General features: G+C 50.7%; 29 protein-coding genes and 1 other RNA gene. 18 read left to right on the top strand and 12 right to left on the bottom strand.

What is annotated here, in order from left to right; genetic code table 11:
* The first annotated feature begins 151 nt into the window (after positions 1-151).
* Complete coding sequence (mscS, locus tag NHN17_RS05680) at positions 152-1,075, top strand: small-conductance mechanosensitive channel MscS (protein WP_255041145.1); 924 nt, start codon at positions 152-154, stop codon at positions 1,073-1,075.
* A 97-nt stretch (positions 1,076-1,172) separates the two neighbouring features.
* Here the strand turns inward: mscS and NHN17_RS05675 are convergent, their stop codons facing one another.
* Together NHN17_RS05675 and NHN17_RS05670 are read right to left on the bottom strand one after the other, a co-directional pair.
* Positions 1,173-1,667 (bottom strand): YbaK/EbsC family protein, encoded by a 495-nt coding sequence (locus NHN17_RS05675; RefSeq protein WP_255041144.1) that lies wholly within the window; start codon positions 1,665-1,667, stop codon positions 1,173-1,175.
* Entirely contained in the window at positions 1,657-2,289 is a 633-nt protein-coding gene (locus NHN17_RS05670; protein WP_255041143.1) for a LysE/ArgO family amino acid transporter, read from the bottom strand. The genes NHN17_RS05675 and NHN17_RS05670 overlap by 11 nt, the downstream gene beginning before the upstream one ends.
* A gap of 176 nt (positions 2,290-2,465) precedes the next feature.
* Here NHN17_RS05670 and NHN17_RS05665 point away from each other — a divergent pair, with 176 nt between their 5' ends.
* Together NHN17_RS05665 and NHN17_RS05660 are read left to right on the top strand one after the other, a co-directional pair.
* Complete coding sequence (locus tag NHN17_RS05665; RefSeq protein WP_255041142.1) at positions 2,466-3,362, top strand: LysR family transcriptional regulator ArgP; 897 nt, start codon at positions 2,466-2,468, stop codon at positions 3,360-3,362.
* A 109-nt stretch (positions 3,363-3,471) separates the two neighbouring features.
* On the top strand, positions 3,472-4,170 hold the full coding sequence (locus NHN17_RS05660; protein ID WP_255041141.1) for an oxidative stress defense protein: 699 nt from the start codon (positions 3,472-3,474) through the stop codon (positions 4,168-4,170).
* A gap of 81 nt (positions 4,171-4,251) precedes the next feature.
* Here the strand turns inward: NHN17_RS05660 and serA are convergent, their stop codons facing one another.
* The 5 genes from serA to zapA form a co-directional block, all read right to left on the bottom strand.
* Positions 4,252-5,481: a phosphoglycerate dehydrogenase gene (serA, locus tag NHN17_RS05655; protein ID WP_255041140.1), complete on the bottom strand. Its 1,230-nt coding sequence runs from the start codon at positions 5,479-5,481 to the stop codon at positions 4,252-4,254.
* 274 nt (positions 5,482-5,755) lie between these two features.
* Positions 5,756-6,415 carry a ribose-5-phosphate isomerase RpiA gene (gene rpiA, locus NHN17_RS05650; protein WP_255041139.1) on the bottom strand — a complete coding sequence of 220 codons (660 nt, stop codon included), beginning with the start codon at positions 6,413-6,415 and terminating at the stop codon, positions 5,756-5,758.
* Positions 6,416-6,645: 230 nt separating this feature from the next.
* Positions 6,646-7,248 (bottom strand): 5-formyltetrahydrofolate cyclo-ligase, encoded by a 603-nt coding sequence (locus NHN17_RS05645; protein WP_255041138.1) that lies wholly within the window; start codon positions 7,246-7,248, stop codon positions 6,646-6,648.
* A gap of 84 nt (positions 7,249-7,332) precedes the next feature.
* Positions 7,333-7,515: non-coding RNA, 6S RNA (gene ssrS / locus NHN17_RS05640), on the bottom strand.
* 7 nt (positions 7,516-7,522) lie between these two features.
* Positions 7,523-7,825 (bottom strand): cell division protein ZapA, encoded by a 303-nt coding sequence (gene zapA, locus NHN17_RS05635; RefSeq protein WP_255041137.1) that lies wholly within the window; start codon positions 7,823-7,825, stop codon positions 7,523-7,525.
* 264 nt (positions 7,826-8,089) lie between these two features.
* Here zapA and NHN17_RS05630 point away from each other — a divergent pair, with 264 nt between their 5' ends.
* The 4 genes from NHN17_RS05630 to gcvH all read left to right on the top strand — a co-directional run bounded on the left by NHN17_RS05630 (position 8,090) and on the right by gcvH (position 11,872).
* Positions 8,090-8,725 carry a UPF0149 family protein gene (locus tag NHN17_RS05630; protein WP_255041136.1) on the top strand — a complete coding sequence of 212 codons (636 nt, stop codon included), beginning with the start codon at positions 8,090-8,092 and terminating at the stop codon, positions 8,723-8,725.
* 34 nt (positions 8,726-8,759) lie between these two features.
* The gene (gene ubiH, locus NHN17_RS05625) at positions 8,760-9,947 is read left to right on the top strand and encodes a 2-octaprenyl-6-methoxyphenyl hydroxylase (protein WP_255041135.1); all 1,188 of its coding nucleotides are present in this window, start codon (positions 8,760-8,762) and stop codon (positions 9,945-9,947) included.
* 2 nt (positions 9,948-9,949) lie between these two features.
* Positions 9,950-11,158: an FAD-dependent 2-octaprenylphenol hydroxylase gene (locus NHN17_RS05620; protein WP_255041134.1), complete on the top strand. Its 1,209-nt coding sequence runs from the start codon at positions 9,950-9,952 to the stop codon at positions 11,156-11,158.
* A gap of 327 nt (positions 11,159-11,485) precedes the next feature.
* A complete protein-coding gene (gene gcvH / locus NHN17_RS05615) occupies positions 11,486-11,872 on the top strand; it encodes a glycine cleavage system protein GcvH (RefSeq protein WP_373689543.1) in 387 nt (128 codons plus the stop codon).
* A 67-nt stretch (positions 11,873-11,939) separates the two neighbouring features.
* On the opposite strand, the gene NHN17_RS05610 is transcribed toward gcvH, so the two are convergent.
* Positions 11,940-12,140: a DUF1107 domain-containing protein gene (locus tag NHN17_RS05610; protein WP_255041132.1), complete on the bottom strand. Its 201-nt coding sequence runs from the start codon at positions 12,138-12,140 to the stop codon at positions 11,940-11,942.
* 463 nt (positions 12,141-12,603) lie between these two features.
* Between NHN17_RS05610 and NHN17_RS05605 the strand changes: the two genes are divergently transcribed.
* From NHN17_RS05605 to nqrM, 3 genes are read left to right on the top strand one after another with little or no spacing between them, the layout of a single operon-like run.
* Positions 12,604-12,918 (top strand): DUF134 domain-containing protein, encoded by a 315-nt coding sequence (locus tag NHN17_RS05605; protein WP_255041131.1) that lies wholly within the window; start codon positions 12,604-12,606, stop codon positions 12,916-12,918.
* On the top strand, positions 12,909-13,385 hold the full coding sequence (locus NHN17_RS05600; RefSeq protein WP_255041130.1) for a NifB/NifX family molybdenum-iron cluster-binding protein: 477 nt from the start codon (positions 12,909-12,911) through the stop codon (positions 13,383-13,385). Before NHN17_RS05605 ends, NHN17_RS05600 begins: the two co-directional genes overlap by 10 nt.
* Positions 13,382-13,579 (top strand): (Na+)-NQR maturation NqrM, encoded by a 198-nt coding sequence (nqrM, locus tag NHN17_RS05595; RefSeq protein WP_255041129.1) that lies wholly within the window; start codon positions 13,382-13,384, stop codon positions 13,577-13,579. Before NHN17_RS05600 ends, nqrM begins: the two co-directional genes overlap by 4 nt.
* An 82-nt stretch (positions 13,580-13,661) precedes the next feature.
* Here the strand turns inward: nqrM and NHN17_RS05590 are convergent, their stop codons facing one another.
* Genes NHN17_RS05590 through ygfZ form a run of 3 tightly spaced genes read right to left on the bottom strand, consistent with a single transcriptional unit; the run spans position 13,662 to position 16,057 of the window.
* Positions 13,662-14,600: a LysR family transcriptional regulator gene (locus NHN17_RS05590; protein ID WP_255041128.1), complete on the bottom strand. Its 939-nt coding sequence runs from the start codon at positions 14,598-14,600 to the stop codon at positions 13,662-13,664.
* Positions 14,601-14,611: 11 nt separating this feature from the next.
* Positions 14,612-15,073, bottom strand: a complete 462-nt coding sequence (locus NHN17_RS05585) for an aminoacyl-tRNA deacylase (RefSeq protein WP_255041127.1) — start codon at positions 15,071-15,073, stop codon at positions 14,612-14,614.
* A 3-nt stretch (positions 15,074-15,076) separates the two neighbouring features.
* On the bottom strand, positions 15,077-16,057 hold the full coding sequence (gene ygfZ, locus NHN17_RS05580; protein WP_255041126.1) for a tRNA-modifying protein YgfZ: 981 nt from the start codon (positions 16,055-16,057) through the stop codon (positions 15,077-15,079).
* Positions 16,058-16,342: 285 nt separating this feature from the next.
* Between ygfZ and NHN17_RS05575 the strand changes: the two genes are divergently transcribed.
* Together NHN17_RS05575 and NHN17_RS05570 are read left to right on the top strand one after the other, a co-directional pair.
* Positions 16,343-16,603, top strand: coding sequence for an FAD assembly factor SdhE (locus NHN17_RS05575; protein WP_255041125.1), 261 nt, complete (start codon positions 16,343-16,345; stop codon positions 16,601-16,603).
* On the top strand, positions 16,572-17,000 hold the full coding sequence (locus tag NHN17_RS05570) for a protein YgfX (RefSeq protein WP_255041124.1): 429 nt from the start codon (positions 16,572-16,574) through the stop codon (positions 16,998-17,000). Before NHN17_RS05575 ends, NHN17_RS05570 begins: the two co-directional genes overlap by 32 nt.
* 77 nt (positions 17,001-17,077) lie before the next feature.
* On the opposite strand, the gene nadB is transcribed toward NHN17_RS05570, so the two are convergent.
* A complete protein-coding gene (gene nadB, locus NHN17_RS05565; protein ID WP_255041123.1) occupies positions 17,078-18,694 on the bottom strand; it encodes an L-aspartate oxidase in 1,617 nt (538 codons plus the stop codon).
* A gap of 409 nt (positions 18,695-19,103) precedes the next feature.
* On the opposite strand from nadB, the gene rpoE reads away from it, so the two are divergent.
* From rpoE to lepB, 6 genes are all read left to right on the top strand, one after another.
* A complete protein-coding gene (gene rpoE, locus NHN17_RS05560; protein WP_255041122.1) occupies positions 19,104-19,682 on the top strand; it encodes an RNA polymerase sigma factor RpoE in 579 nt (192 codons plus the stop codon).
* 23 nt (positions 19,683-19,705) lie between these two features.
* The gene (locus NHN17_RS05555) at positions 19,706-20,365 is read left to right on the top strand and encodes an RseA family anti-sigma factor (RefSeq protein WP_255041121.1); all 660 of its coding nucleotides are present in this window, start codon (positions 19,706-19,708) and stop codon (positions 20,363-20,365) included.
* A 14-nt stretch (positions 20,366-20,379) separates the two neighbouring features.
* A complete protein-coding gene (gene rseB, locus NHN17_RS05550) occupies positions 20,380-21,354 on the top strand; it encodes a sigma-E factor regulatory protein RseB (RefSeq protein ID WP_255041120.1) in 975 nt (324 codons plus the stop codon).
* The gene (locus NHN17_RS05545) at positions 21,354-21,848 is read left to right on the top strand and encodes a SoxR reducing system RseC family protein (protein WP_255041178.1); all 495 of its coding nucleotides are present in this window, start codon (positions 21,354-21,356) and stop codon (positions 21,846-21,848) included. Before rseB ends, NHN17_RS05545 begins: the two co-directional genes overlap by 1 nt.
* Before the next feature lie 78 nt (positions 21,849-21,926).
* Positions 21,927-23,723 (top strand): translation elongation factor 4, encoded by a 1,797-nt coding sequence (gene lepA, locus NHN17_RS05540; protein ID WP_255041119.1) that lies wholly within the window; start codon positions 21,927-21,929, stop codon positions 23,721-23,723.
* A gap of 163 nt (positions 23,724-23,886) precedes the next feature.
* Positions 23,887-24,786, top strand: coding sequence for a signal peptidase I (lepB, locus tag NHN17_RS05535; protein WP_255041118.1), 900 nt, complete (start codon positions 23,887-23,889; stop codon positions 24,784-24,786).
* The last annotated feature ends 10 nt before the right edge of the window (positions 24,787-24,796 follow it).

The raw sequence follows: 24,796 nt of genomic DNA, 5'->3' as shown, positions 1-24,796 counted from the left end.
GAAAAATCGCTTTTAGTGCTCAGCAAAATCAATTAATCACTGTTATAGTGGTGATTGCATAAGTAATTTTCATAATTAAGCCTATGATTATTTGTGCTCCCGCGAGTTTTAGGGATGGGAAAGGAAATAATATTTGCAGGATGAGAAAGGTATGAGTGAGAGTAGTGTTACAGATACCGTAACGGATACCGTCACAGGTGTTGCAGATACGGTGGTGGATACCATCAAAGATAATGATTTGACCAATGGCGTGCTCAATGCCGGTACTTGGGTGGCTGACAATCAGGAACTACTGATCCAGTACGGGGTGAACATCCTATCTGCGTTGTTGATCCTGTTTATTGGTAATATCATCACCAAGAGCATTGCCAATGGCGTGGCAAAAATGCTGCGCAGAAAAGATATGGACGAGGCGGTTGTTGAGTTTCTCCAATCGCTGGTGCGTTACCTGTTGTTTGTGATTGTACTGATTGCTGCTTTGGGCCGCGTCGGTGTACAGACGGCATCCGTCGTTGCCGTGATCGGTGCCGCCGGTTTGGCCGTTGGCTTGGCTTTGCAGGGCTCGCTGTCAAACTTCGCTGCCGGTGTATTGATCGTTGCCTTCCGTCCGTTCAAGTCGGGCGATTTTGTTGAGATTGGTGGGGTATCTGGGTCGGTCGAGTCGATCCAAGTGTTCTCTACCATCCTGAAAACCCCTGACAATAAAATGGTGGTAGTGCCGAATGCGGGGGTTATTGGTGGCCCAATCACCAACTATTCACGCCATAAAACCCGCCGTATCGACTTGGTGATTGGTGTTTCTTATGATGCCGATCTCAAGCATACCAAAGCGGTGCTGACTAGGGTGATAGAAGCCGATGCGCGTATATTGAAAGATCCTGAGCCAACGGTGGGTGTATTGGCACTGGCTGATTCCTCCGTTAATTTCGCGGTACGTCCTTGGGTGAATACCGCAGATTACTGGGCGGTATACTTCGATTTGATGCAGGCTATCAAAGAAGAGTTGGATAAAGAAAACATCGGGATCCCGTATCCGCAGATGGATGTCCACCTCAACAAGGCTCTCGAGCAGTAATATCGATACCAACAAAAAATGGAGCCGCAAGGCTCCATTTTTTTATGTGCGATTTTAACTAGCAATACTGATCAAATATTTATGTAGGTTGGAATTATTAACTCGGCAGCGGGATCACTGTATTTGGCAGTGCCGACAGTAGCTTGTCGAGATCGCGGCTGGCAAAGGCAAAGGTTAGCTCCGGCTTGCCCGGGGTAAACATCAGCTCGTCATGCTGGTAAAGAACCGGATCTATCAACAGGGAGATCTCTTCCGGCAGGCCGAACGGACAGACTGCGCCGGGTATACAGCCTATCACCTCAGTCATTTCTTCATGACTGCACACTGACACCTTCTTTCCCAGTACCTGCTTGACTAGTTTACTGTCGAGCCGGCTGTCGCGGTGAGTCAGCAACAGACTGTGGCCACCGCCCTTGAGGCGCATGAACAGACTCTTGGTCGGAGCGGCTGTCCAGCCAAGCTCGTTGGCAATTTTCTCATCGGTCTCATAATCCAAAATGGCTTCATGCTGCCACTGCTGGTAGCTGACACTGGTTTGCCCAAACAAGGCCAGATTACTCAGGTAAATTTGTTCTAACTTCTCAGATTGCATATTGGCTCCATAATTCTTGTACCAGACGGCTGGCTATGAAGAACATCATAGCGGCAACGGCGAGGTCGATTCCGCCTTTTACTTTGGGTTTTGACAATGCCGGCCCTAATTTAGCGGCGCCCAGCGATAGCGTATAGAACCAGACAAACGATGCCAGGATGGTACCGATGGCAAAGGCCACGCGGTCATTGCCTTCAAATTGGCCGCCGATAGAGCCCAGAATGACCACAGTGTCGAGGTACATGTGTGGATTAAGCACGGTGACAGCCAGTGCACCGAGGATCACGGCACGGCGGCCGTGGGCCAATACCTCTTTGTTCTGCTCTTGCTTGGAAGGCTTGCTAAGGGCGCTACTTAATGACAAGCAGCCATAAAAGGTCAAGAACAGGATCCCGCCGACAGTGACACTGGTCAGCAAGGTTTCATTGCTGGATAGTAATGCCCCGCCACCAAAGATGCCTAGGCTAATAAACAAGGTATCAAGTACGCTGCAGATGGCCGCGGTGGTGAGGTGGTGATTGCGCTTTATTCCCTGATTGAGCACGAAGGCGTTCTGTGCCCCTATCGGGATAATCATCGATGCGCCTAGTCCAAATCCTTGTAATAACGCCCAAATGCTCATTTTACTGCTTACCTTATTATCTGATATTTCGGTTTCTCCCTGTATCTGGGAGGCCGGATTGAAAGTGTTGGCGCAAGCATACTCTTGCCACTACTGTTAAGTACAACTAATAAAATTTATGTAATATTAGACTTTCTAATGAAGGCGCGATACAGATACAAAGTAGGTGAAAAAAGGTGCGAGGACTGGATTATCGATGGATTGAAGCGCTTGATGCGGTGATATCCCAACGGGGATTTGAGCGGGCAGCAGAGTACTTGTGTATTACCCAATCGGCGGTGTCACAGCGGATCAAGCAGTTGGAAAAGTTGATGGCCCAACCCATGCTGGTCAGGGAGCAGCCGCCACGCCCAACAGCGGCAGGACAAAAAATGCTGGGGCTGTATCGTCGGGTGCGCCTGCTCGAGCAAGAGCTGTTACCCGAGCTGACACCGGATGAAAGCAGCCAGCCATTGTCGGTGTCTATCGCGACCAATGCCGATAGTCTGGCCACTTGGTTGTTACCTGCACTGAGTCCTTTGTTGCGCTCAAGGCGGATTGAGCTCAATCTGATGATCGAAGATGAATCCCGAACTCTGGATAAGCTGCGCGGTGGCGAGGTGGTTGGGGCGATCAGTATGGAGTCTACCCCGATGCCGGGATGTGTGGCTGATTATCTTGGCAGGGTGGATTTCCTCTGCGTGGCCAGTCCGTCATTCGCTGATAAGTATTTCTCCCAAGGGGTAAACCGCGACACCTTGCTGGCCGCACCCAGTGTTGCATTCGATTATCACGATGATGTGCACGAGCGATTTATCCATCAGCATTTCAATCTGCCTTTTGGCAGTGTAATGAAGCACACGGTGCGTTCGTCGGAGGCCTTTGTCAGGATGGCGGTGGAGGGCATCGCCTATTGCCTTATTCCTCGGATCCAAATCCAGCAGGAGCTTGATGCAGGAACATTGGTTAACCTGACTCCGGATACTTTCTTGACTCGCAGAATGTATTGGCATCACTGGGCACTGGAAAGTGGGGTATTGTCTGACTTGTCTGAACAGATGACTCATTATGCTGGGAAGGTCCTGCCACAATAAATATAAAACAATGTACAAAAAGTTATCAATCAAAGGAATTTTTTGTCTCTGTCCGTTGTCGTATGGACAACGCATGAAAAAATAGATTAATAAAATAGGAATAGGCCAGATGAAAAAACAACTTGTCGCAGTAATGTTGGGGTTGGGTTTGTTGGGTACCAGTGGTATGGCTGCAGCCACGGTGAGTGTTCCGCATTTGCAGACAACCGGTAATGGCGAGATCACAGCCCTGCCGGATATGGCGGTGTTTGCCGTTGCTGTCGAAGAGATCCGTCCAACGGCAAAAGACGCCAAGCAGGCAGTGGATAAAGCCGTTGAAGCATTTGTGGCGCGCTTGCTGGAGCAGGGCTTGGATCGCAATCAAATCCAAAGCGCCAATATTAGCCTGCAGCCTCAGTATCGCTACCCTAAAGACAAAGAGCCGGAGCTCAAGGGCTACCGTGCTAGCCGCCATGTAACGGTGACGGTGAATGAGCTGGGGAACCTTAATACTTACCTTGATAGCGCGTTGGGTGACGGTATCAACCGCATCAACAATATTGAGCTTAAGGTTAGCAACGAAGACGAGTATATGGAGCAAGCGCGTCAGGCTGCAATCAAAGATGCCATTGCCAAGGCGGAATCGCTCGCTAAAGGGTTTGGTGAGTCCTTGGATGGAGTATGGCAGATCTCTTATCAGGTCAGCCAGTCTCGTCCTATGGTGATGCGCATGGCAATGGACGCTGCACCGGAGAATGCCGTCAGCTATCAGGATACCCAGATCACCATCCGTGATCGTGTTGAGGTCGTGTTTAAGCTTGAGGAATAGGCTTATTTGGCGCGAGGCAATAGCCAGAATTTAAAAGGAGAGCATTTGCTCTCCTTTGTTGTTTTCGGCAGCCGTTCGCGCTTAGTGCAGGATACGGGCGCGGATAGTGCCGTCGATCAATTTTAGCTTCGACAGAGCTTCTTCCGATCGCTCGGTCTCGACATCAATTACCACATAGCCGATCTCAGCCCCGGTTTGCAGGTACTGGGCAGCGATGTTGATCCCTTCGGAAGCAAAGATTGTGGTGATCTGGTTGAGGATCCCCGGGCGGTTTTCGTGAATGTGCAGCAAGCGTGAGCACTCTCTGTGCTCAGGCAGGGATACCTCAGGGAATCCAACTGCAGATAGGGTAGAGCCGTTATCTGAGTACTTGGCCATCTTGCCAGCCACTTCAATACCAATATTTGCTTGTGCTTCCTGGGTCGAGCCACCGATGTGCGGTGTTAGCAGCACGTTGTCGAACTTGGCCAATGGGCTCTCGAACGGATCGTTGTTGGTTTTAGGCTCAACCGGGAACACATCGATAGCAGCACCGGCAATGTGGTTGCTCTCCAGCGCGCTGCACAGTGAGTCGATATCGACGACCGTACCACGGGCCGCGTTGATGAAAATAGAACCCGGCTTCATGCGGGCAAACTCTTCGGCACCCATCATATCTTGGGTATCTGGAGTTTCCGGTACGTGCAGGCTGATCACATCACACTTATTTAGCAGCTCGGTCATCGATGGTACTTGGGTTGCATTGCCCAGTGATAGTTTGTTTTCGATATCGTAGAAGTATACCTTCATGCCTAGGTTTTCAGCCAAGATCCCAAGCTGGGTACCGATATGGCCGTAACCGATAATACCGAGGCGTTTGCCACGGGCTTCGAAAGACTGGTCGGCAGATTTTAACCATTCGCCACGGTGAGCCTTGGCATTTTTTTCTGGAATACCACGAAGCAGTAACAGGATCTCACCCAGTACCAGTTCAGCCACACTTCGGGTGTTGGAGAATGGGGCGTTGAAGACCGGGATCCCCCGTTTGGCGGCGGCACTCAATTCAACTTGGTTGGTGCCAATACAGAAGCAACCGACCGCAATCAGTTTTTGTGCAGCGCAGAAAACTTCCTCTGTCAGTTGGGTGCGGGAGCGGATGCCAACGAAATGGGCGTCTGCAATGGCTGCAAGCAGTTCGTCACCGGAAAGGGATCCTTTGTGGTATTCGATGTTGCTGTAGCCTGCCTGCTGAAGTACCTCAATTGCTGAAGGGTGGACGCCTTCTAACAGCAGGATCTTTATTTTGTCTTTTTCCAGTGAAACTTTAGCCATTGATATTCATCCTTAACGCTGGTGGCTGAGGGGCTCATGGGAGCTGGGCTGAGGCAGGAAAAGGAAGGAATAGATTTCCTGTATACGGGCAACCCATGAGCACCACATTCGGTTTGCTTACATGCTGCCAGTTAAGTTATCAAAAATTGACCAGAATGGGTAAGAATATTACAGGATTGATAATAAAAAACGGCATATATTATGCCGTTTTGAAAGTGAGTAACGCTAAAAGCGCCTTTTTCTTTGTCAGCCAAGGTAAAAAAGGGCTAAGTGATTACTTTTCGAATTTTTTCACGCCTTCAGGGCTGCCGACAAGCAGAACATCAGCACCGCGGTGGGCAAATAGGCCAACAGTCACGACACCCGGCAGGGCGTTGATTTTTTCTTCCATTGCTTTCGGGTCGGTGATAGCCATGTTGTGGACATCCAGAATAATATTGCCGTTGTCGGTGACACAGCCTTCGCGGTACTCAGGGTCACCACCAAGCTTAACCAACTCGCGGCCGATGTATGAGCGTGCCATCGGGATCACTTCAACCGGTAGCGGGAATTGACCCAGCACATCAACTTGCTTGGTGTCATCAACAATACAGATAAACTGCTTGGCAATCGCTGCCACGATTTTTTCGCGGGTCAGGGCTGCGCCGCCGCCTTTGATCATGTCGTATTCGCCGTTGATTTCGTCAGCACCGTCTACATAAATATCTAGGCTAGAGACTTCGTTGGCATCAAATACAGGGATACCGATTTGCTCAAGGCGCTCAGTAGAAGCGACAGAGCTTGATACTGCACCTTTAATTTCTTCTTTGCGGGTAGCCAAAGCATCGATGAAGTGATTAACCGTCGAGCCAGTACCGACACCTACAATGCTGCCTTTCTTTACGTACTCTAGAGCAGCCCAGCCAGCAGCTTTCTTCATTTCATCTTGTGTCATGCTTATCTCCTCGTGATGACAAACGTTGCGCGGAGCGCTGATTATAGCCAAATAGCGGTCTGGCGTCAGTCGTTATCTGGCCGGATAAATGCACCCTAAGTTGGATAAAAAGACAACCCTATTAATAACATAGGCTTAAGTGATGGCTGTGGTACAGAAAAGACAAACGTTTGCGTCTAGATGGTGATTTTTTGTCAATATCACCACTTTTAAGCCCTGTTTGTCAGTACTTACCAGTGAAAATGGTACGACGGGGTGATGATCTCGGGGAGTGGGACATCCCAGGTCTCAAACGGCAGGCTGTCGACTTGTTGGCAATCATGGGCCAAACCAACGGGGCGCGGACCACGTCGTTCATTGTGCCACAGGCTCAAGGTTCGGTCGTAATAGCCTCCCCCCATACCTAGGCGTTGGCCGGTATTGTCGAAAGCAACCAGAGGAGTGCAGATAGTATCGAGCTCAATGACCGGTTTGACGAGTCGGATATCCAAAACCGGCTCTTGAATACCATAGCGGTTGCGGTTCATCCTCGTGGTTGGCGTGTAGTGGAGGAACAGCAGATGGCCTTTGCTAAATGGGTGGAGTACCGGTAGGTAGACCTCTTTTCCTTGCTGCCACAGCCATTCGATCACCGGGGTGGTATCGAGCTCACCATCGTTGGCGAGATAGAGGGCAATATGTTGAGCGTCGAGTAGACTGGTAGCCTGCTTGCAGTGTTCGAGTAAATCGCGCGCGGCAAGTGACTGCTGGACGGATGTTAACTGCCGTCGATGTTCACGGGTTTGTGTGCGAAGTTGCTGCCGGGTGGCTGATGCAGGGACCGCAGATCTCATAGCTCGTCCAATGACAAAAGGTTCTGAGGAGTTGAGGAGTCGATAACTGTCAGCAGCGTTTGCTCATCAAGTTTATCGTAAAAGGTATGCCCCAAGGTGCCGTTGCGCATTGTGGCCCTTGAACCAGATGTTCAAGGTGGATCAGCAACATTAACCGCAGGCTTCTCGGTACGGGCCGAGCTTGCTCAATAGTTAATCAAAGCTGATCCTGGGTTTTTGCTTATCGGCTCGGGGACGTTAATCCGCTGACGCACACCCCAGGGTCAATTCATTATCAACGCTTTGGCTGATATTGCAATGCTTTCTCCAATAAATCTTCCATCTCGCTGATTCTATTGGATAGTTTTTCAGCATTACGCTGTTGTTCTTGGCGCTCACTATGCAACTCGTTACAAATGTTCAAACCGGTAAACATTAGCAGTTGTTCGGCGTTGGTGATTTTAGTCCGCTCAGAAAGATCTTTTAAGCGTTGATCAAAATCGGCGGCTGCTGCACGCAGAGCGTCTTCCTGGCCTGCTGGGCAGTTCACCTTGAAGCTGCGGCCATATACCTGAATTTCTACTGCCTGGTTACTCATAAATGTTTAATCTGCTCCGTGCCAGATCGTCCAATTTGGCATTCCGCTGCGATTTGCGCTAGGAGGCCCAATATAGAAAAAGCCCTATCAACATGCAAGTGAGCCCGTCATGCTTTAGAACTAATTGTGTCTAATTAATCAGATATTAACCAGATTGAGGTAAACATCAGCCTCAGATCTGAAATGGCGAGTGACTGATCTTTTGTATAAATGGTAGCATACCATAAAGACGATCTACCCCTATGATAATAAGGTGAACAGCCCATGAGCGACGTAAAACTCCCTGCCTATGAAACCCTAGAACCAATGCTGAAAGAGCAAGGCCTGGCCGTTACCCCGTCAGAGCTGCATGGCCTGATCTGCGGGATGATTTGCGGTGGTATGGCTGTTGACGGTGAGCAGTGGCTGGCACCTATTTGTGACTATGCCAACCAGGGCGACGCGATGACTGATGGGGCCAAAACGGTTGTGCGCTCGGTGTTTGACGCGGCAGCCTGCGAGCTGGGCGGCCTGACCCAAACCCTTTTCACCTCGACGGCTGCCGAGCTGGCTGACGTTGATTTCACTGTTGAATTGTTGCTTCCAGGCGAAGACGCTGAGCTGATGCTCCGTGCCGAAGCACTCAGTGAATGGGTGACCAATTTTATTTCTGGCCTTGGTCTGATGGGGATGAACAAGCAGCAGTTGTCTGATGATGTCACCGAGGCGGTGGCGGCGTTGGAAGAAATTGCTCAGCTTGGTGTTGATGAAGACGAAGATATGCAAGAGCAGGCGATGCTTTTTGATAACGTGGTGGCTTATGTGCCGGAATGCGTGTTGACGTGTCTGATCGGTCTGAGCCAGCGCGGTGAAGCTGAAGAGGAAACGGCTGATCCAGCAGACAAGCCAACTCTTCACTAAGCATATGCACAGTACTTTCATTTAAGGGACAAATGTGAAGCAGTACGATGTCGTGATAGCCGGTGGTGCAATGGCCGGCGCAACCTTGGCAGTTGCATTGGATAAACTGGGGGGAGGGAGGCTTCGTATTGCCGTTATCGAAGCGGTAGAGCCGAAGCTGGATCTTCACCCTGGCTATGACGCGCGAAGCATTGCCATTTCTCTAGGCTCGGCCCAGCAGCTCGACAGTATCGGTTGCTGGCAGGCGCTTTCTGGTGTGGCGACCGCCATTTCCCAGATCCATGTTTCAGATCGCGGCCACGCCGGTATTGTCCACCTTGATGCCCGTGAACGGGCTGTGGAAGCGTTGGGTTACGTGGTTGAATTGGCTGATGCCGGGCGGGTCTTCCATCACAAACTGGCTAAGTTGGATCATGTTGATCTGATTTGTCCGGCTAAGATCGCTGAGATCGAACGTCATCAGCACGGTGTAGATATGATCTTGGACAATGGTGACCAGTTATACAGTCGCTTAGTGGTTGCCGCTGATGGTGCCCAGTCATCTGTTGGTGACATGCTGGACTTAGGTCGCAGCGAGTATGACTTCGAGCAGGTAGCGGTGATTGCGAATGTAACCACAAATGAGGCGCATCAGGGCAGAGCGTTTGAACGTTTTACCCCACATGGGCCGGTTGCCTTGCTGCCGATGTCGGAAGGCCGGAGTTCATTGGTGTGGTGTATAAGTCCTGAGGACCAACCTGAAGTGATGGGCTGGAGTGACGAGACGTTTCTTGCCAAGCTTCAGCAAACATTCGGTTGGCGTCTCGGTCGCTTGAGCCATACCGGTGCACGGCATGCCTATCCATTGTTATTGCGCCAATCCCAACGCCTGGTTTCTCACCGGGTCGCCGTGGTGGGTAATGCGGCTCAAACGCTACACCCGATTGCCGGTCAGGGGTTCAACCTCGGCCTGCGTGATGTCATGAGCCTGGCCGAGGAAATCTGTCGTGAGTGGGCTCGAACCGGTGATGCCGGACATACTCGGGTTTTGAGCCGTTACCGCCAGCGCCGTGAGCCGGATCGTGACGCGACGGTTGGCATGACCGCTAGCTTGGTCAGTATTTTTGCCAACGATAGCTTGCCTTTTGTTGCTGGCCGTAACCTTGGTTTGATGGCGATGGAATGTGTAGATGTATTGAAAGCCCCGCTGGTACGGCGGGCGATGGGACAGGTAGATAGATAATCATGATGCAAAGTGTTGATGTCGCTATTATCGGCGGTGGTATGGTCGGCCTTACTTTGGCGGCTGCTTTGGCTGATACCGAACTACGGGTTGCGGTGATTGAAGGTAAGTTGCCTGATCCGGAACTTGCTCCACTCCCGGATGTCCGCGTTTCGGCACTGAGCCGGGCCAGTGAGCGTATCCTGCGCCGAGTGGGTGCCTGGGAGGGTATTGCTGCTCGCCGAATGGCGGCGTACAGCAAAATGCAGGTATGGGAGCAGGACAGCTTTGCCAATATTGCTTTTGATGCCGCGCGACTGGCCCAGCCGGATTTGGGGCATATTGCTGAGAACCGAGTCATTCAATTATCGTTGATGGATCGTGTTAAGCAACTGCCTAATGTCACCTTGATGGCGCCGGAGCGTTGTCAGAGTATTGCTTTTGGCGAAAGTGAAGCCTGGCTGAGTTTGGAATCTGGCCGTAACTTGACAGCGAAGCTGGTAGTTGGTGCCGATGGCGCCAATTCTTGGTTGCGCCAGCAGCTAGATATACCTCTGACTCACTGGGACTATGGCCACAGCGCAATTGTTGCCAATATCCGGTGCCGTGAACCGCACCAAGACACGGCACGTCAGATCTTCCGCCCAGAAGGGCCATTGGCCTTCTTGCCACTGGCTGAGCCGGATCTGTGCTCGATTGTTTGGTCACTACCGCCCGAAGAGGCAAACCAGCTGTGCGAAATGCCAGAGCTGGAGTTCAACAAACGCCTGACCGCTGCGTTCGATAATCGCCTTGGTCTGTGCTGTGTTGAAGGCGAGCGACAGGCCTTCCCACTCAAGATGCGCTATGCCCGTGACTTTGTCCGTGAGCGTGTCGCTCTGGTCGGTGATGCTGCCCATACGATCCATCCGCTTGCTGGTCAGGGAGTCAACCTTGGCTTGCTGGATGCGGCGTGTTTAGCGCAAGAGCTTAAACAACTATGGCTGGCTGAAAAAGATATCGGGCGTCAGAGCCACCTGCGTAACTATGAGCGTTGGCGTAAAGCCGAAGCGGCGAAAATGATTGTGGCGATGCAGGGGTTTAGGGATCTGTTCGACGGCAGTCACCCGGCTAAAAAGCTGATCCGTGATTTGGGGATGCTGTTTGCCGATAAGGCGCCGGGTGTGAAGGATGAGTTTATGCGCCGGGCCTTGGGACTCAGTGGTGAATTACCAGAGTTAGCCCGATACTAAGCGAATATCCACCAGCCTCGCCAACGAAAGAGCCGTCAGTTCAAACTGGCGGTTTTTTTATATCAAGGAAGCCAGTTCAGAAACCAAGGTGTGGTGAAAGGTGGGGATTCACGGAAATGACAAAAAATTGTTATCCAATTTGGCGATTTTCTCCTACATTAAATATCAGGTAAAAAACAGAGCTGCTAGTAACTGGCCCTGGCGTTAGATTTCATCTTGTTAGCCGAACAAATACTGGCTTTTGCTCTCCCTGCGATAACTGATTCTGCTGGCCGCATTGAGAGTGCGATAGGCAGGCTTTCATAAGGACGTTTCACTATGAGCGATATTCCCTCTGAGTTGAAGTTTACCAATACCCATGAATGGATCCGTCCCGAAGGTGATGGGGTATATACGGTGGGTATAACCGATCATGCCCAATCATTGCTGGGTGACATGGTGTTTGTTGATTTGCCGGAAATTGATGCCGCAACGGAAGCGGGTGAAGACTGTGCGGTTGCTGAGTCGGTGAAGGCTGCGTCTGATATCTATGCGCCGTTATCCGGATTTGTGATTGCCATTAATGAAGACTTGGAAGGCTCACCAGAGTTGGTCAATAGTGACCCTTATGGTGACGGTTGGTTGTTCCAACTAAAGGTCGAGGATGAGGGAGAGTTTGCCGATTTGCTCGATGCCGATAGCTACTCGGACTTGGTTGATGAGGACAGTGACTAGGGCCTGTTAACCTTTCATTGTCTTGATAAAAGAAAAGCCCGTCATGGGCTTTTCTTTTTCTGCGAGATTAGCAGTCTTTGAGGCGACGAATTTCCTGATTGATTTCACTTACCGTTTGGTAATGGCGATGTTGGGCCTTCATTGGCACCAGCAATTGACCATTGTTGAACTCATAGCCGCCCCGACCGTCAATGTAGATCCTTCCACTGAATAAACGACTTACGTGCTTTGCGATCATTTTCGGCACGTAGCGTTTGAACATCCGCATAGTTAGCCAACCTTTCCTTTTGTATTTGACGGCCGGAATTATAAAACAATGCGCATGATACTTTTGTGATGTCTTCAGCATAATATGGATGTTAAATAACTTAATAATTGCCATTTCTTTTATGTTGAATGAGTAAGTCAGAGTTTTATACTTTTGGTTTATGATTAAAATTAAGTTGCCTGGATGAGATATTATTCATGGCCTATTGCATTATTTGCATTAAATTAAATACTTTTAGTCACTTAGGTCGTGGTGTTGACTCAAAATGAAAAGCGCTAGCCAATATCCCGATGGCCAAAGAGCCTAGAAATTCACCAGCAAAAAAGTCGCAAGTCGTGCTGTACAGATGAAAATGCTGATTGTCTCGACTGGACGGATCTGAATGAATAATGTTTTTGATCAAAGATTATTATTGGCATATGCCAATAATGGTGTTTTTTAGCGATGACATTATCAGTGAGCCATGCCTAGACCAAAAATCCAGCGACGGATCCGTTGTCGCCCAGCTTATAGCTGTTTCAAGCCCAATGGGGTGCCGATGTCTGAACTCGCCTCCCTTTCTTTGGCTGCCGATGAGTTAGAAGCGTTAAGGCTGGTCGACCTTATTGGACTGAGCCAGCAGGCTGCCGCGCAGGAACTGGAGGTATCCCGCCAGACCTTGGGCAATATTGTTGCTGCTGCAAGACATAAAGTGGCGAGCGCCTTGGTCAAGGGTATGGCATTAGAGCTGGATACTGTTAGCCATCCAAACAATCAAAAGGAGCCATCATGTCAATAGCCATCGCCGTCACGCCACATCATGAAGTGGCTGGGCATTTCGGTAAAGCTGCCGGTTTTGTTGTTTATGATGAACAAGGGCAGCAGATTGCCGAATTGATTAACCAAGGCCGCAAAGAAGTGGGATGCAAGCATAAAAAGCAGCTTCAGGCACAATTGGCAGAGCACAATGTTAAAACGTTATTGCTTGGCAATGTCGGTCAGCGTTCGCTAGCTCGCTTGCTACGAGCTGGTTTTTCAGTGTTTAGGGTTCCTAATCGTACGGCGGTGCAAGATGTATTGAATGGCAGCGTTAGCCGCGAACCCTTGCTGACTGCTGAGCAGGGGCGCCCATGTAAGCGAGAGAAAGGCGGCTGTGGCTGTGGTTGCGGCAGCAAAAAAACAGTGAAACCCGCTAAAATTGGAATGATGACTAAAGGTAATGCCAACCTGCAGGGACTGACCAAGATTGGAGGGGTTAAGTTATGACCTATTTGTTCACCGTACTGATTTTTATGCTGGTGATAGGGGCGATGGCCATCGGTTGGATATTTCGCAAAAAAGCCATCCAAGGGAGCTGTGGTGGGCTTGCCAATGTTGGGGTCGATAAGGAGTGTGGCTGTAAGGAGCCTTGTGATGAGCACAAGCTTCATCAAATCAGCGAGCCTGAATCAAAACGCTAACTCGTAGTCGCAGTTGTAAAGAAAAAGCGCAGATCCCCGTCTGCGCTTTTTAGTCTCACTCTTTCGCTGTTGCTTCTCGATATCAATGAGCTTTACGTAGCTCTTCAACCCGTTGGGTGACAGCGCCGCCGACGCACTGGCGCAGCCATTCCAAACGAGGGTGGTTGGTATTGCGGCGAAGCCATAGCATGTTGATATCAAAGTCGGGAATATCGACCGGCGGACGGCATTGGTTCAACTCATCATTGAATACATCAAGCTTGGCCATCAGGGTCGACACCACGCATAACAAGTTTCGTCCACTGAGCAGGTGGCGGATGGTCAGAAAGCTGCTAGAGCCGACCGCAATGTGGCGCTGGAAACCTTGTTGCTGTAGCTGGCTGTCAACACTGGTCATCAGCTTGCCGTCCGGGGAGACCAAGGCCTGCGGCGTTTGGATATACCTAGCCAGATCAATGGGTGAGGATAAACCGGTCGCTTTGGCATCAAACAGGCAGACATGATCTTCGGTATACAGGTACTGGCTGTCGAACTCATGGGGCAAGTTGGTCATCGAGCCAATGATAAGATCAATTTTCTGGGTCTCGGTTGCCTGCTGGTAGTTGTTGCGGTCAACATTGCAAAAGCTGAGCTGGCTGTGCGGTGCCGCTTTGCGGATCGCATCGAACAGTGCTGGGGCGAACAGCAACTCGGCATAGTCGGTCAGGCCGATCCTTAGAGTTCCTTGATAGTCTGCGGCTGAGAACTTATTCGGTTGGAGGATTTCGCTGGTAATCAGCTGGAGGACATGTTCGACCACTGGAGTGAGTTCGATCGCTTTTTCGGTGGCAATCATCTGGTGGCCACGGCGTTCGAACAACGGATCATCAAGCAAGGCGCGTAACCGTGATAGGTTGTGGCTCATGGCTGATTGGCCTATCGACAGCTTGGCGGCGGCTTTGGTGACACTGTGGGTCTCCATCAGGGCAGAAAAGGCGACCAGTAGGTTGAGGTCAATACCTCGCCAGTTGATATTGTTCATTCAGCTCCCAGTTAACGGCAGATATCGGCAAACATAGGATCACACAGCACCAGAAGATCATCGGTTGCCAACTCGACGCCGGCCATTCGGTCGCCACTACTGATATTGACCAAAGTGTGGGCGGTGATCAGGTGGTCGAATATAACCGGAAGCGGGCGTTTGAGCCCGATCGGTGCAACCGTCCCTATCACCAGGCCGGTAACTTTTTCGACATCACTGGCATCGGCGCAGGTCATCCGGCGGCAGCCGAACATGGCTCGGACTTTTTTCGGATCTACTTGGGCCGGGCCGGGAACACATGCCAGCACATGGAATCCGCCCATATCTCGTAGCAAGATGGATTTCACCATCTGCTGAGGGTTAACGCCCCGTTCGCGGGCGGCTTCCTCGATGGTCTTGGCCGGTTGGCTATGAGGAAGAAGGCGGTATTCCACGCCTTCGCTGTCTAGGTAATGGGTAACCGGTGTATTCATGGCTTAGCGGTTGTCATCCAGTGAGTATGGCAGTGCTTGCTGATGCCATACGCCTTCGGTGCCAGCTAGGCGGAAAGCTGTGTTTTCATCCAGATCGTTTGGCAATACGACCAATGCGATTGCTTGGCCATTAGCAAATTGGTAACCAGCGACGATGGTACCGCCTTTGCGCCAGTTTTCACCCACGCTGCGCTCCAGACTGTCGCCCGCTTGCGGGCAGTGTTCGGCAGAGCCGCTGACGATGTACATTGCGCGCTTGTTGATACCACGGTACTTAGCGCGTGCCACGGTTTCCTGACCGGTGTAGCAACCTTTGGTGAAGCTGATCCCATCCAGCGCCTGCAGGTTGACCGCTTGCGGGATAAATTCCAACTCGGTTGCCGCATCGATGCACGGGATCGCGGCGTGGATGTCATAAAGATCCCACAGGCTGTCATCGCTCAGCGTCGCTTTGTCCGCGAGTTGGCTGGCAACGTCATTGGCCGCGACGGCGTTCAGTGCCAGCAGCCAGCGTTGGCTGTCAATCTTGACCGCTGTACCGCCGTGGATAGCGCGGACATCACCTTCACCACCGAATAGTTGTGCCACCTGTGCATCGGCATCGCTACCCGCAATACCCAATAGGATATCGTCGCTGGCTTCGATATCGACTTTGGAAAAAATGGCGTATTTCTTTAACTCGGGCAGTTGGCTATCCATAATGCTGCGGCGCTGCAAAAAGCCATAGCCATCATTGTGGTGGAATAAACGAAAAACGGTACGCAGTTTACCTTTGGCATCACAGTGGCCGGCAAGGGTGCTTTGATCTGCGGTAAGGCCTACCACGTCACAGGTTACCTGACCTTGTAGGTACGATTTTTTGTCGTCGCCGATCAGGGTTACGAGTGCCCAGTTGGCAAGATTGACCAAGGCAAGAGAAGGCAGGGCATCGCCAGTTGCTAGGGAAAGGCGATCAAAATTGAGGTTTTCAGACCAGTTGCTCATGGGACGTCCAGTTGAGAAATCATTTATGTCTATGTTAAAGCGCTGGTTGTGATTTGTCAGCAATATTACTTGAGGAAGTTGGTCAGATATTGCTGTTCGTGGTTGCGTGCCATAACCGGTGCAACAAAATAGATCCTAGCTCTCAACTTGGGGTAATGTTTGTGCTACCTCATGGTCGCTGGCAAAACGGGCTGCTAGTATGGTGGGCATTGTTAACGTCCGGGGCAACTTTTATCGGATTACGTTTTTCTACGGTTGCTCCGGGATCAGTAATGAGGTTGTAAAATGTTAAGTGCAGACGAAAAAGCACGGGTTAAGTGGGCTTGCCGTCGCGGCATGCTGGAGTTGGATGTGCTCATTATGCCGTTTTTCGAAGAGTGTTTTGATGATCTTGCCGAGCAAGAGCAGCAGGATTTTGTCTCGCTGCTGACGTGCGACGATCCTGATCTGTTCACTTGGATGATGCAGCATGGCCGCAGCGAAAACCCGGCCCATGCTTCAATGGTCGATAAAATTGTCGCCCACAACAACAGCAAACTTCGCTGATCTTACCCTTACACCTTCCTACCGTTTAACGGGCGCATTGGCATTACTGTATGCCAGTGTGCTTATTCTGCTGTTGCTCAGTGCCGGGTTCCAGTTTATTCCTTGGCCAGTATCCTTCGCTGCTGGTTGGTGGTTACTTGATGAGTGTGAAAGGCGTTTCGCCGACATTTGTCACTTGACTGGCCGGTTGCAGATATCCCAACAAGGAAATATCTGTTGGCAAGGTCAACAATGGCGACTGCAGACCGCACGTATTCGCTCAAACCAGATCCTCCTATGGCGCCTTGAGGGCATTACAGGTCAAATATGGCTGCCAATTTGTCCCGATGCGTGCTCTCTTTCTGGCTACCGCACTCTGGCACTGTATTCCCACCATCATAGGTCAATATCCGGTTGAACAGGGGAGTTGTAGATGGCAACAAAAAAGCGAGGGCCATTGGGCCCTCGCTTTGGGTTCTGGCATTGCTTTTACGACTACAGCTGGTCTGGGATCAGCACGGTTGGCTTGGCCTGGTCAACGGCTTCAGGGTAGTCGAGGGTATAGTGCAGGCCGATGCTTTCTTTCCGCTCTAGGGCGCAACGAACCATGAGTTCAGCAACTTGGAGCAGGTTACGCAGTTCCAGCAGGTTGTTCGAAACTTTGAAATTGCTGTAGTACTCATCGGTTTCGTCTTTTAGCAGCTGGATACGGCGCATCGCGCGTTCAAGACGTTTAGTGGTACGGACAATACCCATGTAATCCCACATAAACAGGCGCAGTTCGTGCCAGTTATGCTGGATCACGACCTCTTCATCAGAGCAGCTGACCTTGCTTTCATCCCAAGAAGGCAGCGCAGGTGGTAACTCGACGCTGTCCATGTCCTTGGCAATGCTTTCTGCCGCTGACCACGCGTAGACCACGCACTCCAGCAGGGAGTTGGAAGCCATACGATTGGCGCCGTGCAGGCCGGTGTAGCTGACTTCGCCGATAGCATAAAGGCCATCGAGATCAGTTTGTCCCTGCTTGTCGACCACCACGCCGCCACAAGTATAGTGGGCGGCCGGGACAATCGGGATCGGCTCTTTGGTAATATCAATGCCAAACGTTAGCAACTTCTCGTATATGGTCGGGAAGTGCTTGGTGACAAACTCGGCCGGTTTGTGACTGATATCCAAATACATGCAATCGGCACCGAGGCGCTTCATTTCAAAGTCGATAGCCCGGGCAACCACATCACGCGGTGCTAGCTCCCCACGCTTATCGAAATCAGTCATAAACCGCGAACCATCAGGGCGGCGCAGATACGCGCCTTCGCCACGCAGGGCTTCGGTCAGCAGGAAGTTGCGTGCGTCAGGATGGAACAGGCAAGTGGGATGGAACTGGTTGAATTCCAGATTGGCAACCCGGCAGCCAGCACGCCATGCCATGGCGATCCCGTCACCGGAGGAGACATCCGGGTTGGAGGTATATTGGTAAACCTTCGATGCCCCACCGGTTGCCAGCACCACAAACTTGGCGCGAACGGTTTCTACCGCTTCAAGGTTACGGTTCCATATATAGGCACCCAGAATGCGGTTTGGTTGGTCGGTATTGCCCAGCTTGTGGGAGGTGATCAGATCCAGCGCATTGTGGCGCTCGAGTACCTCGATATTCGGATGGTTGTGAACATTGTCTTGCAATGAGTTTTGCACAGCCATACCTGTGGCATCGGCGGCATGGAGGATACGGCGGTGGCTGTGCCCGCCCTCGCGGGTCAGGTGATAGCGCGGGGCTTCGTCATTGTCGCTCTCTTCGCGGTCAAACGGTACCCCGCCATCGATCAGCCATTGGACACAGTGCTTGGCATTTTCGGCAATGAAGCGGACAACGTCTTCATCACACAAGTGGGCCCCTGCTATCTGGGTATCTTCGACGTGGGAATCGACGCTGTCTGATTCATCAAAGACGGCTGCGATCCCCCCTTGGGCATAGAAGGTTGCCCCTTCGCTGCGCGGTCCTTTGCTCAGTACGATCACTTTGCCCATGGGTGCCAGCCGAAGGGCCAATGATAGTCCTGCTGCACCACTACCAACAACAAGCACGTCGCATTGATGTTCACGGTTTTCGTTCATAATGATTTCATATCCCTGTGGTAATGTCGTTATATTACCAAATTCCTTTCATTTTGTTCATTTTGTTCATTTTTGACGGATGGTTCACAAATACCCCGCCTTAAGCGATATAATGCACAAATCAGCGTGACTAAAGCGTGCATACAGCAGACATACTGCTTTAATACAATGGAAGAATCGCGCACTATTATTGAGAAATAATATTTTCCTTGGGAACTTTGCTAGTTCCCCTAGGTCTTAAATAGTGCTCACGCTCATACATTTTTATCATACTGTTTTGATTGAGCATACTCGTTATAGCTAGACGAGTTCGGCACAAGGAGCACCCACTAGAAACGTTTGTTTTTGGGGCCCAGCCGTAACAACAGATAAAAATGCGGGTGAATTTGATATAGGAGTACACGCTCGAATGAGCGAGCAGCAAACTGATCAGGTATTAATTGAGCGGGTACAGCGTGGTGATAAGCAGGCATTCAATTTATTGGTAGTGAAATACCAGAATAAAGTCTGCAACTTAGTTGCCAGATATGTCAGCAACTCCGGCGATGTACCGGATGTCGCTCAGGAAGCATTTATTAAGGCGTACCGGGCACTGCCGACTTTTCGGGGTGAGAGTGCGTTTTATACATGGTTGTATCGAATCGCTGTTAATACGGCGAAAAACTATTTGGTGGCTCAAGGGCGTCGCCCGCCCGCATCGGATGTGGATGCGGAGGATGCGGAATATTATGAAAGTGGTAGTGCACTGAAAGAAATTTCGAACCCTGAGAACCAAATGTTGTCTGATGAATTAAGGCGGGTAGTTTTCAGTACCATTGAAGGATTACCGGATGATCTCAAAACTGCGATCACCTTGCGTGAGCTGGAAGGCTTAAGCTATGAGGAAATTGCAGAGGTCATGGGGTGTCCAGTCGGTACAGTACGCTCCCGTATATTCCGAGCGCGAGAGGCGGTTGAAAAACGAATTCGACCTCTTACACAGCGATAGTGTTGGGCCAAACGGTGAAAAAGATGGCTGATAAAGAAAAAATCTCGTCATTGCTTGATGGCGAAGAGCTGGATCAGAGCATTATTAATGCATTGGCTGTCGATGACGATAGTCAGCAGACCTGGCAGAACTTCAACCTCATAGGTGATGTGATGCGCGGGGAAGCACCGCAAAACAAGGAATGGGACATTGCGGCTAAGGTAGCACTGGCGCTGGAGGATGAACCTGTTCATACGGGAACCGTACAGACAGATTCAGCCTCTGTGGTCTCTATTGCAACGGCGCGTGAGGTGCGGGTTGAAGAATCCCAGCCGACACCTCAGCAAGCTAAACGCAAGATGCCGTCTTGGCTTACCCAGTTCGGGCAGGTGGCGGTCGCCGCTTCCGTGTCTTTGGCAGTGATTGTGGGTGTCCAGCAATACAATGGTGGTGATAGCTCACTAACCATGTCGTCTGGAGAAGAACAGTTACCTGTACTGGAAACCATCCCGTTTGCGGGAACGGCAGAACCTGTGAGTTTGACTCGTGATTCAGTACGTTCGAGTCGACATGCTGGCCCGAGCGAAGATCAGGTGATGGAACAACGTCGCCGTATCAATGCCATGCTGCAAGATTATGAATTACAGCTTCGACTCAATGCTGAAGACGGATCAATTGACCGTACGATGCTCGAAGTGAATTAATCGATGGCGGAAAAATGAAGAGACTTCTGGTCGGTGTATTGACACTGGTCAGCCTCGTAATGCCGTGCCAAGCCTCTGCTGAAGAACCGGTTTCTTCTGCCGAGGCTTTGTTACATCAAATGGACGAGGCGAGCCGAAAACTCAGTTATGAGTTGTCATATATCTTAATCAAGAAAAACAGTATTGAACCGCTGCGCTATCGTCATGCATTGGAAGATGGCGAGACCTATGCGCATTTGGTTTATCTCAGCGGGCCACCGCGTGAGGTGATTCAGCGTGGTGATGAAGTGAGCTACTTCGAGCCGGGGTTGGACCCGTTCACCATCGATAGCAATAAAATGGTGGCCCCACTGCCGCCAATCATGAAAACCGACATCAATGAGTTGGCTGGCTACTACGATTTTATTTCGATGGGCCGTGCCCGCGAGGCCGGTGTTGCCTGTGACGTAGTACGGATTGCCCCTAAAGATGGTGCCCGCTATTCTTACCTGTTGTGGATTGATACCCGCAGCAAGCTGGTGATGCGCGCCGACTTGCTCGACCGTGACGGTGAGCCGCTGGAGCAATACCGTGCGGTATCCTATGTCATCAATCCGAAGGTCGCAGATGTCTTAAAAAACCTCAAGACCGTCGAGCTGCCAGCCGTAGTGCAACTGCCACCTCAGCCTCAGGCTGAACTTGATTGGCAGGTTAGCTGGTTGCCGCAAGGGTTTGAATCCATCTCGCGCAATCGACACCGGTTGATGATGACCGAGCGTCCGGTTGAGAGCAAAATGTTCAGTGATGGTTTGTTCAGTTTCTCGATTTACATTTCATCAGCCGATAACTTTACTGTCAGGGAGCAACTGGTGCGTCAAGGCCGCAGGACGCTGCATAGCTATCTGCTCAATGACAAAGAAGTGACCGTGGTCGGTGATATTCCGCCGGCAACAGCGCGACGGGTGGCAGAATCGGTGGTGTTTGACGCGACTGGGAGCAAAGCCCCGTGATGCGTTCACTGGCTGAAGTGATCGCCGTCAAACCCGGCGAAATCACTGTTAGTTGTCAGCAACAAACCAGTTGCGGTAGTTGTGCCTCTCGTGACAATTGCGGTACTGGTATCGTCAGCAAGGCGTTACCGGGGCGTCAGCATCAGCTCAAAATTGCGACCGATAAACCAGTCAAGGTCGGTGATGTGGTTGAGATCGGCTTGTCCGAACGCAGCATGCTTCACTCAGCAACCTTAGTTTATGTGCTGCCTTTGCTATGCTTAGTGCTAGGAACGGCGCTTGGCCAATGGTGGTTTGTGACATTGGCAGGTGGCGAAGAGCTGGGAGTGATCTTGACGGCACTAGTGAGCGCGGCCCTTGGATTGGGTTTGGCACGCCGATTGGCGATGCGGGTAGAGGGGACCTCAGCCTATAAACCTCACCTGATCCGGGTACTCGGAAGTCCTGTTTCAGCAGCGTTAGCAATAAATGGCGCATCGAAAGATAGCGGCTAGCGGCGAAATTCGGTAGAATCCGTCAACTTGATCTGTAGATCCCATTCATTTTTAATCACGAGTTAGTCACGCCAATTCATGAAGCACATTCGTAACTTTTCGATTATTGCACATATCGACCATGGTAAGTCGACCTTATCCGACCGCCTAATCCAAGTCTGTGGCGGCCTTTCCGATCGTGAAATGGCTGCGCAGGTTCTGGATTCCATGGATCTTGAACGCGAACGCGGTATCACTATCAAAGCCCAGAGCGTGACGCTCGACTATACGGCTAAAGATGGTGAAACCTACCAGTTGAATTTTATCGACACCCCGGGACACGTGGACTTCTCATACGAAGTATCGCGTTCTTTGGCGGCCTGTGAAGGTGCGCTGTTGGTTGTCGATGCCGGTCAGGGGGTTGAGGCTCAAACACTGGCAAACTGTTATACAGCGATGGAAATGGACCTAGAAGTAGTGCCAATCTTGAACAAGATTGACTTACCGGCGGCCGATCCTGAGCGCGTAGCAGAAGAAATTGAAGACATTGTTGGTATCGATGCCCTGGAAGCAACTCGCTGTTCGGCGAAAACAGGCCTAGGTGTTGATGATGTTCTTGAAAATATTGTATCAGCCATTCCTGCGCCGGAAGGCGATCCGGAAGCGCCGCTGCAAGCACTGATCATCGATTCTTGGTTCGATAACTATCTTGGTGTTGTTTCTTTGGTCCGTATTAAAAACGGTAAACTGAAGAAAAATGACAAAATCAAGGTAATGAGTACCGACCAGGTTTGGGGTGTTGACCGTCTCGGCATCTTCACACCAAAACAAATCGATACCACAGAGTTGAATACTGGCGAAGTAGGCTGGGTTGTTTGTGGTATCAAAGATATCCTGGGCGCGCCAGTGGGCGATACCCTGACTTTGGCGAAAAATGGTTGCGAAGAAGCGCTTCCAGGTTTCCAAAAAGTGAAGCCTCAGGTATACGCAGGTTTGTTCCCGGTCTCTTCCGATGACTACGAGAACTTCCGTGATGCACTTGGCAAGCTAAGCCTGAACGATGCCTCTTTGTTCTACGAGCCAGAAAGCTCGGCGGCACTGGGCTTTGGTTTCCGTTGTGGCTTCCTTGGTATGCTGCACATGGAAATCATTCAAGAGCGTCTTGAGCGTGAATACAACCTTGCGCTGATCACCACGGCACCGACGGTAGTTTACGAGGTCGAGAAATCTGATGGTTCGATGATCTATGTTGATAGCCCATCGAAACTGCCACCAGTTAACGATATCGAAGTGATCGGCGAGCCTATTGCACGCTGTAATATCTTGGTACCAAGTGAATACCTCGGCAACGTGATCACCTTGTGTGTTGAGAAGCGTGGTATGCAGGTTGATATGGTTTACCACGGTAACCAGGTTGCCCTGACATACGACATTCCGATGTCTGAAGTGGTATTGGACTTCTTCGACCGTCTGAAGTCGACGTCTCGCGGTTATGCATCGCTTGATTACAACTTCCAACGCTATGAGCCATCTAACATGGTTCGTGTTGATGTGATGATCAATGGTGAGCGTGTTGATGCGCTGGCTATTATTACGCACAAAGACAATGCGAATGGTCGTGGTCGTGATTTGGTTGATAAAATGAAGGAATTCATTCCTCGCCAGATGTTCGATATTGCGATCCAGGCTGCGATTGGCGGCATGATCATTGCTCGTGCCACTGTTAAGCAGCTACGCAAAAACGTAATCGCGAAGTGTTACGGTGGTGATATTAGCCGTAAGAAAAAGCTCCTGCAGAAGCAGAAAGAAGGTAAGAAGCGAATGAAGCAGATCGGTAACGTCGAACTGCCACAGGAAGCTTTCCTTGCTATTTTGCATGTGGGTAAAGACAAATAATTATAACTTATTGTTATCACTGGACGCTTTTGTGTCCAGCTTGCTACCATAAGCAAAGACATTGATAACAGAAGCAATGCAGCAGGCTCGTCTTGCTGCATTGTTATATCGAGTGGGCTGTAATTTATGGCTGACTTGGTAATTGATATAAGTAGGGAAGATAATGGCAAATACTTTTTCGCTTATCCTGGTACTGGCAACATTGGTGACTGGGATCATTTGGGCTCTGGATAAATTTATCTGGGCGCCGAAGCGCCAATTAAAAATTGAAGCAGCGGCAGCCAATGCCGGCGATCAGGTGGATGCTAAAACTCTACAGACCGTGGCACCGCAACCGAGCTGGGTAGAATCTGCCAGTTCGATGTTTCCGGTGATCGCGCTCATTATGGTATTTCGCTCATTTATTTATGAGCCGTTCCAGATCCCATCCGGTTCGATGATGCCGACCTTGCTAGTCGGTGATTTCATCCTGGTTGAGAAGTTCGCCTATGGTCTGAAAGACCCGGTTTTCCGTCATCAGATGGTTGAAACCGGTGAGCCAGAACGTGGTGACATTGTGGTATTTAAATACCCGCCTCAGCCGAACATCGATTACATCAAGCGTGTCGTTGGCTTACCGGGCGATACCGTTCGTTACAGTGCCCACAAACAAATTTGTGTGGCGACGAAAGGATCAAACGAGTGCAAGCCGGTACCGTTGACAGAGATGACCGATAGCGAATTTAGCCAGGGTATGACCCGTCTGGTGCAGTTCAACGAGCAGTTGGGCGAGCAAGAACACCAGATCCTGGTACATCCACTGAAACGCGACCGTACGTTGGCCTACCAGCCACGCCCGGGGAGCAGCGAGTGGGTTGTGCCTGAAGGCCAGTATTTCGTGATGGGTGATAACCGCGACAACAGTGCAGATAGCCGTTACTGGGGCTTCGTACCTGAAGCTAACCTAGTGGGCAAGGCGGTCGGGATCTGGATCAGCTTTGAGTTTGAACGAGGTGCTGACAGTGCACTTCCATCTTGGATTCCTACCGGTGTGCGCTTTAGCCGCATCGGTGGCATAAACTGATCGGGAAAAA

It is taken from the genome of Photobacterium pectinilyticum (assembly GCF_024357955.1).
GTDB lineage: Bacteria > Pseudomonadota > Gammaproteobacteria > Enterobacterales > Vibrionaceae > Photobacterium > Photobacterium pectinilyticum.
This window is presented reverse-complemented; position numbering and strand designations above follow the sequence as displayed.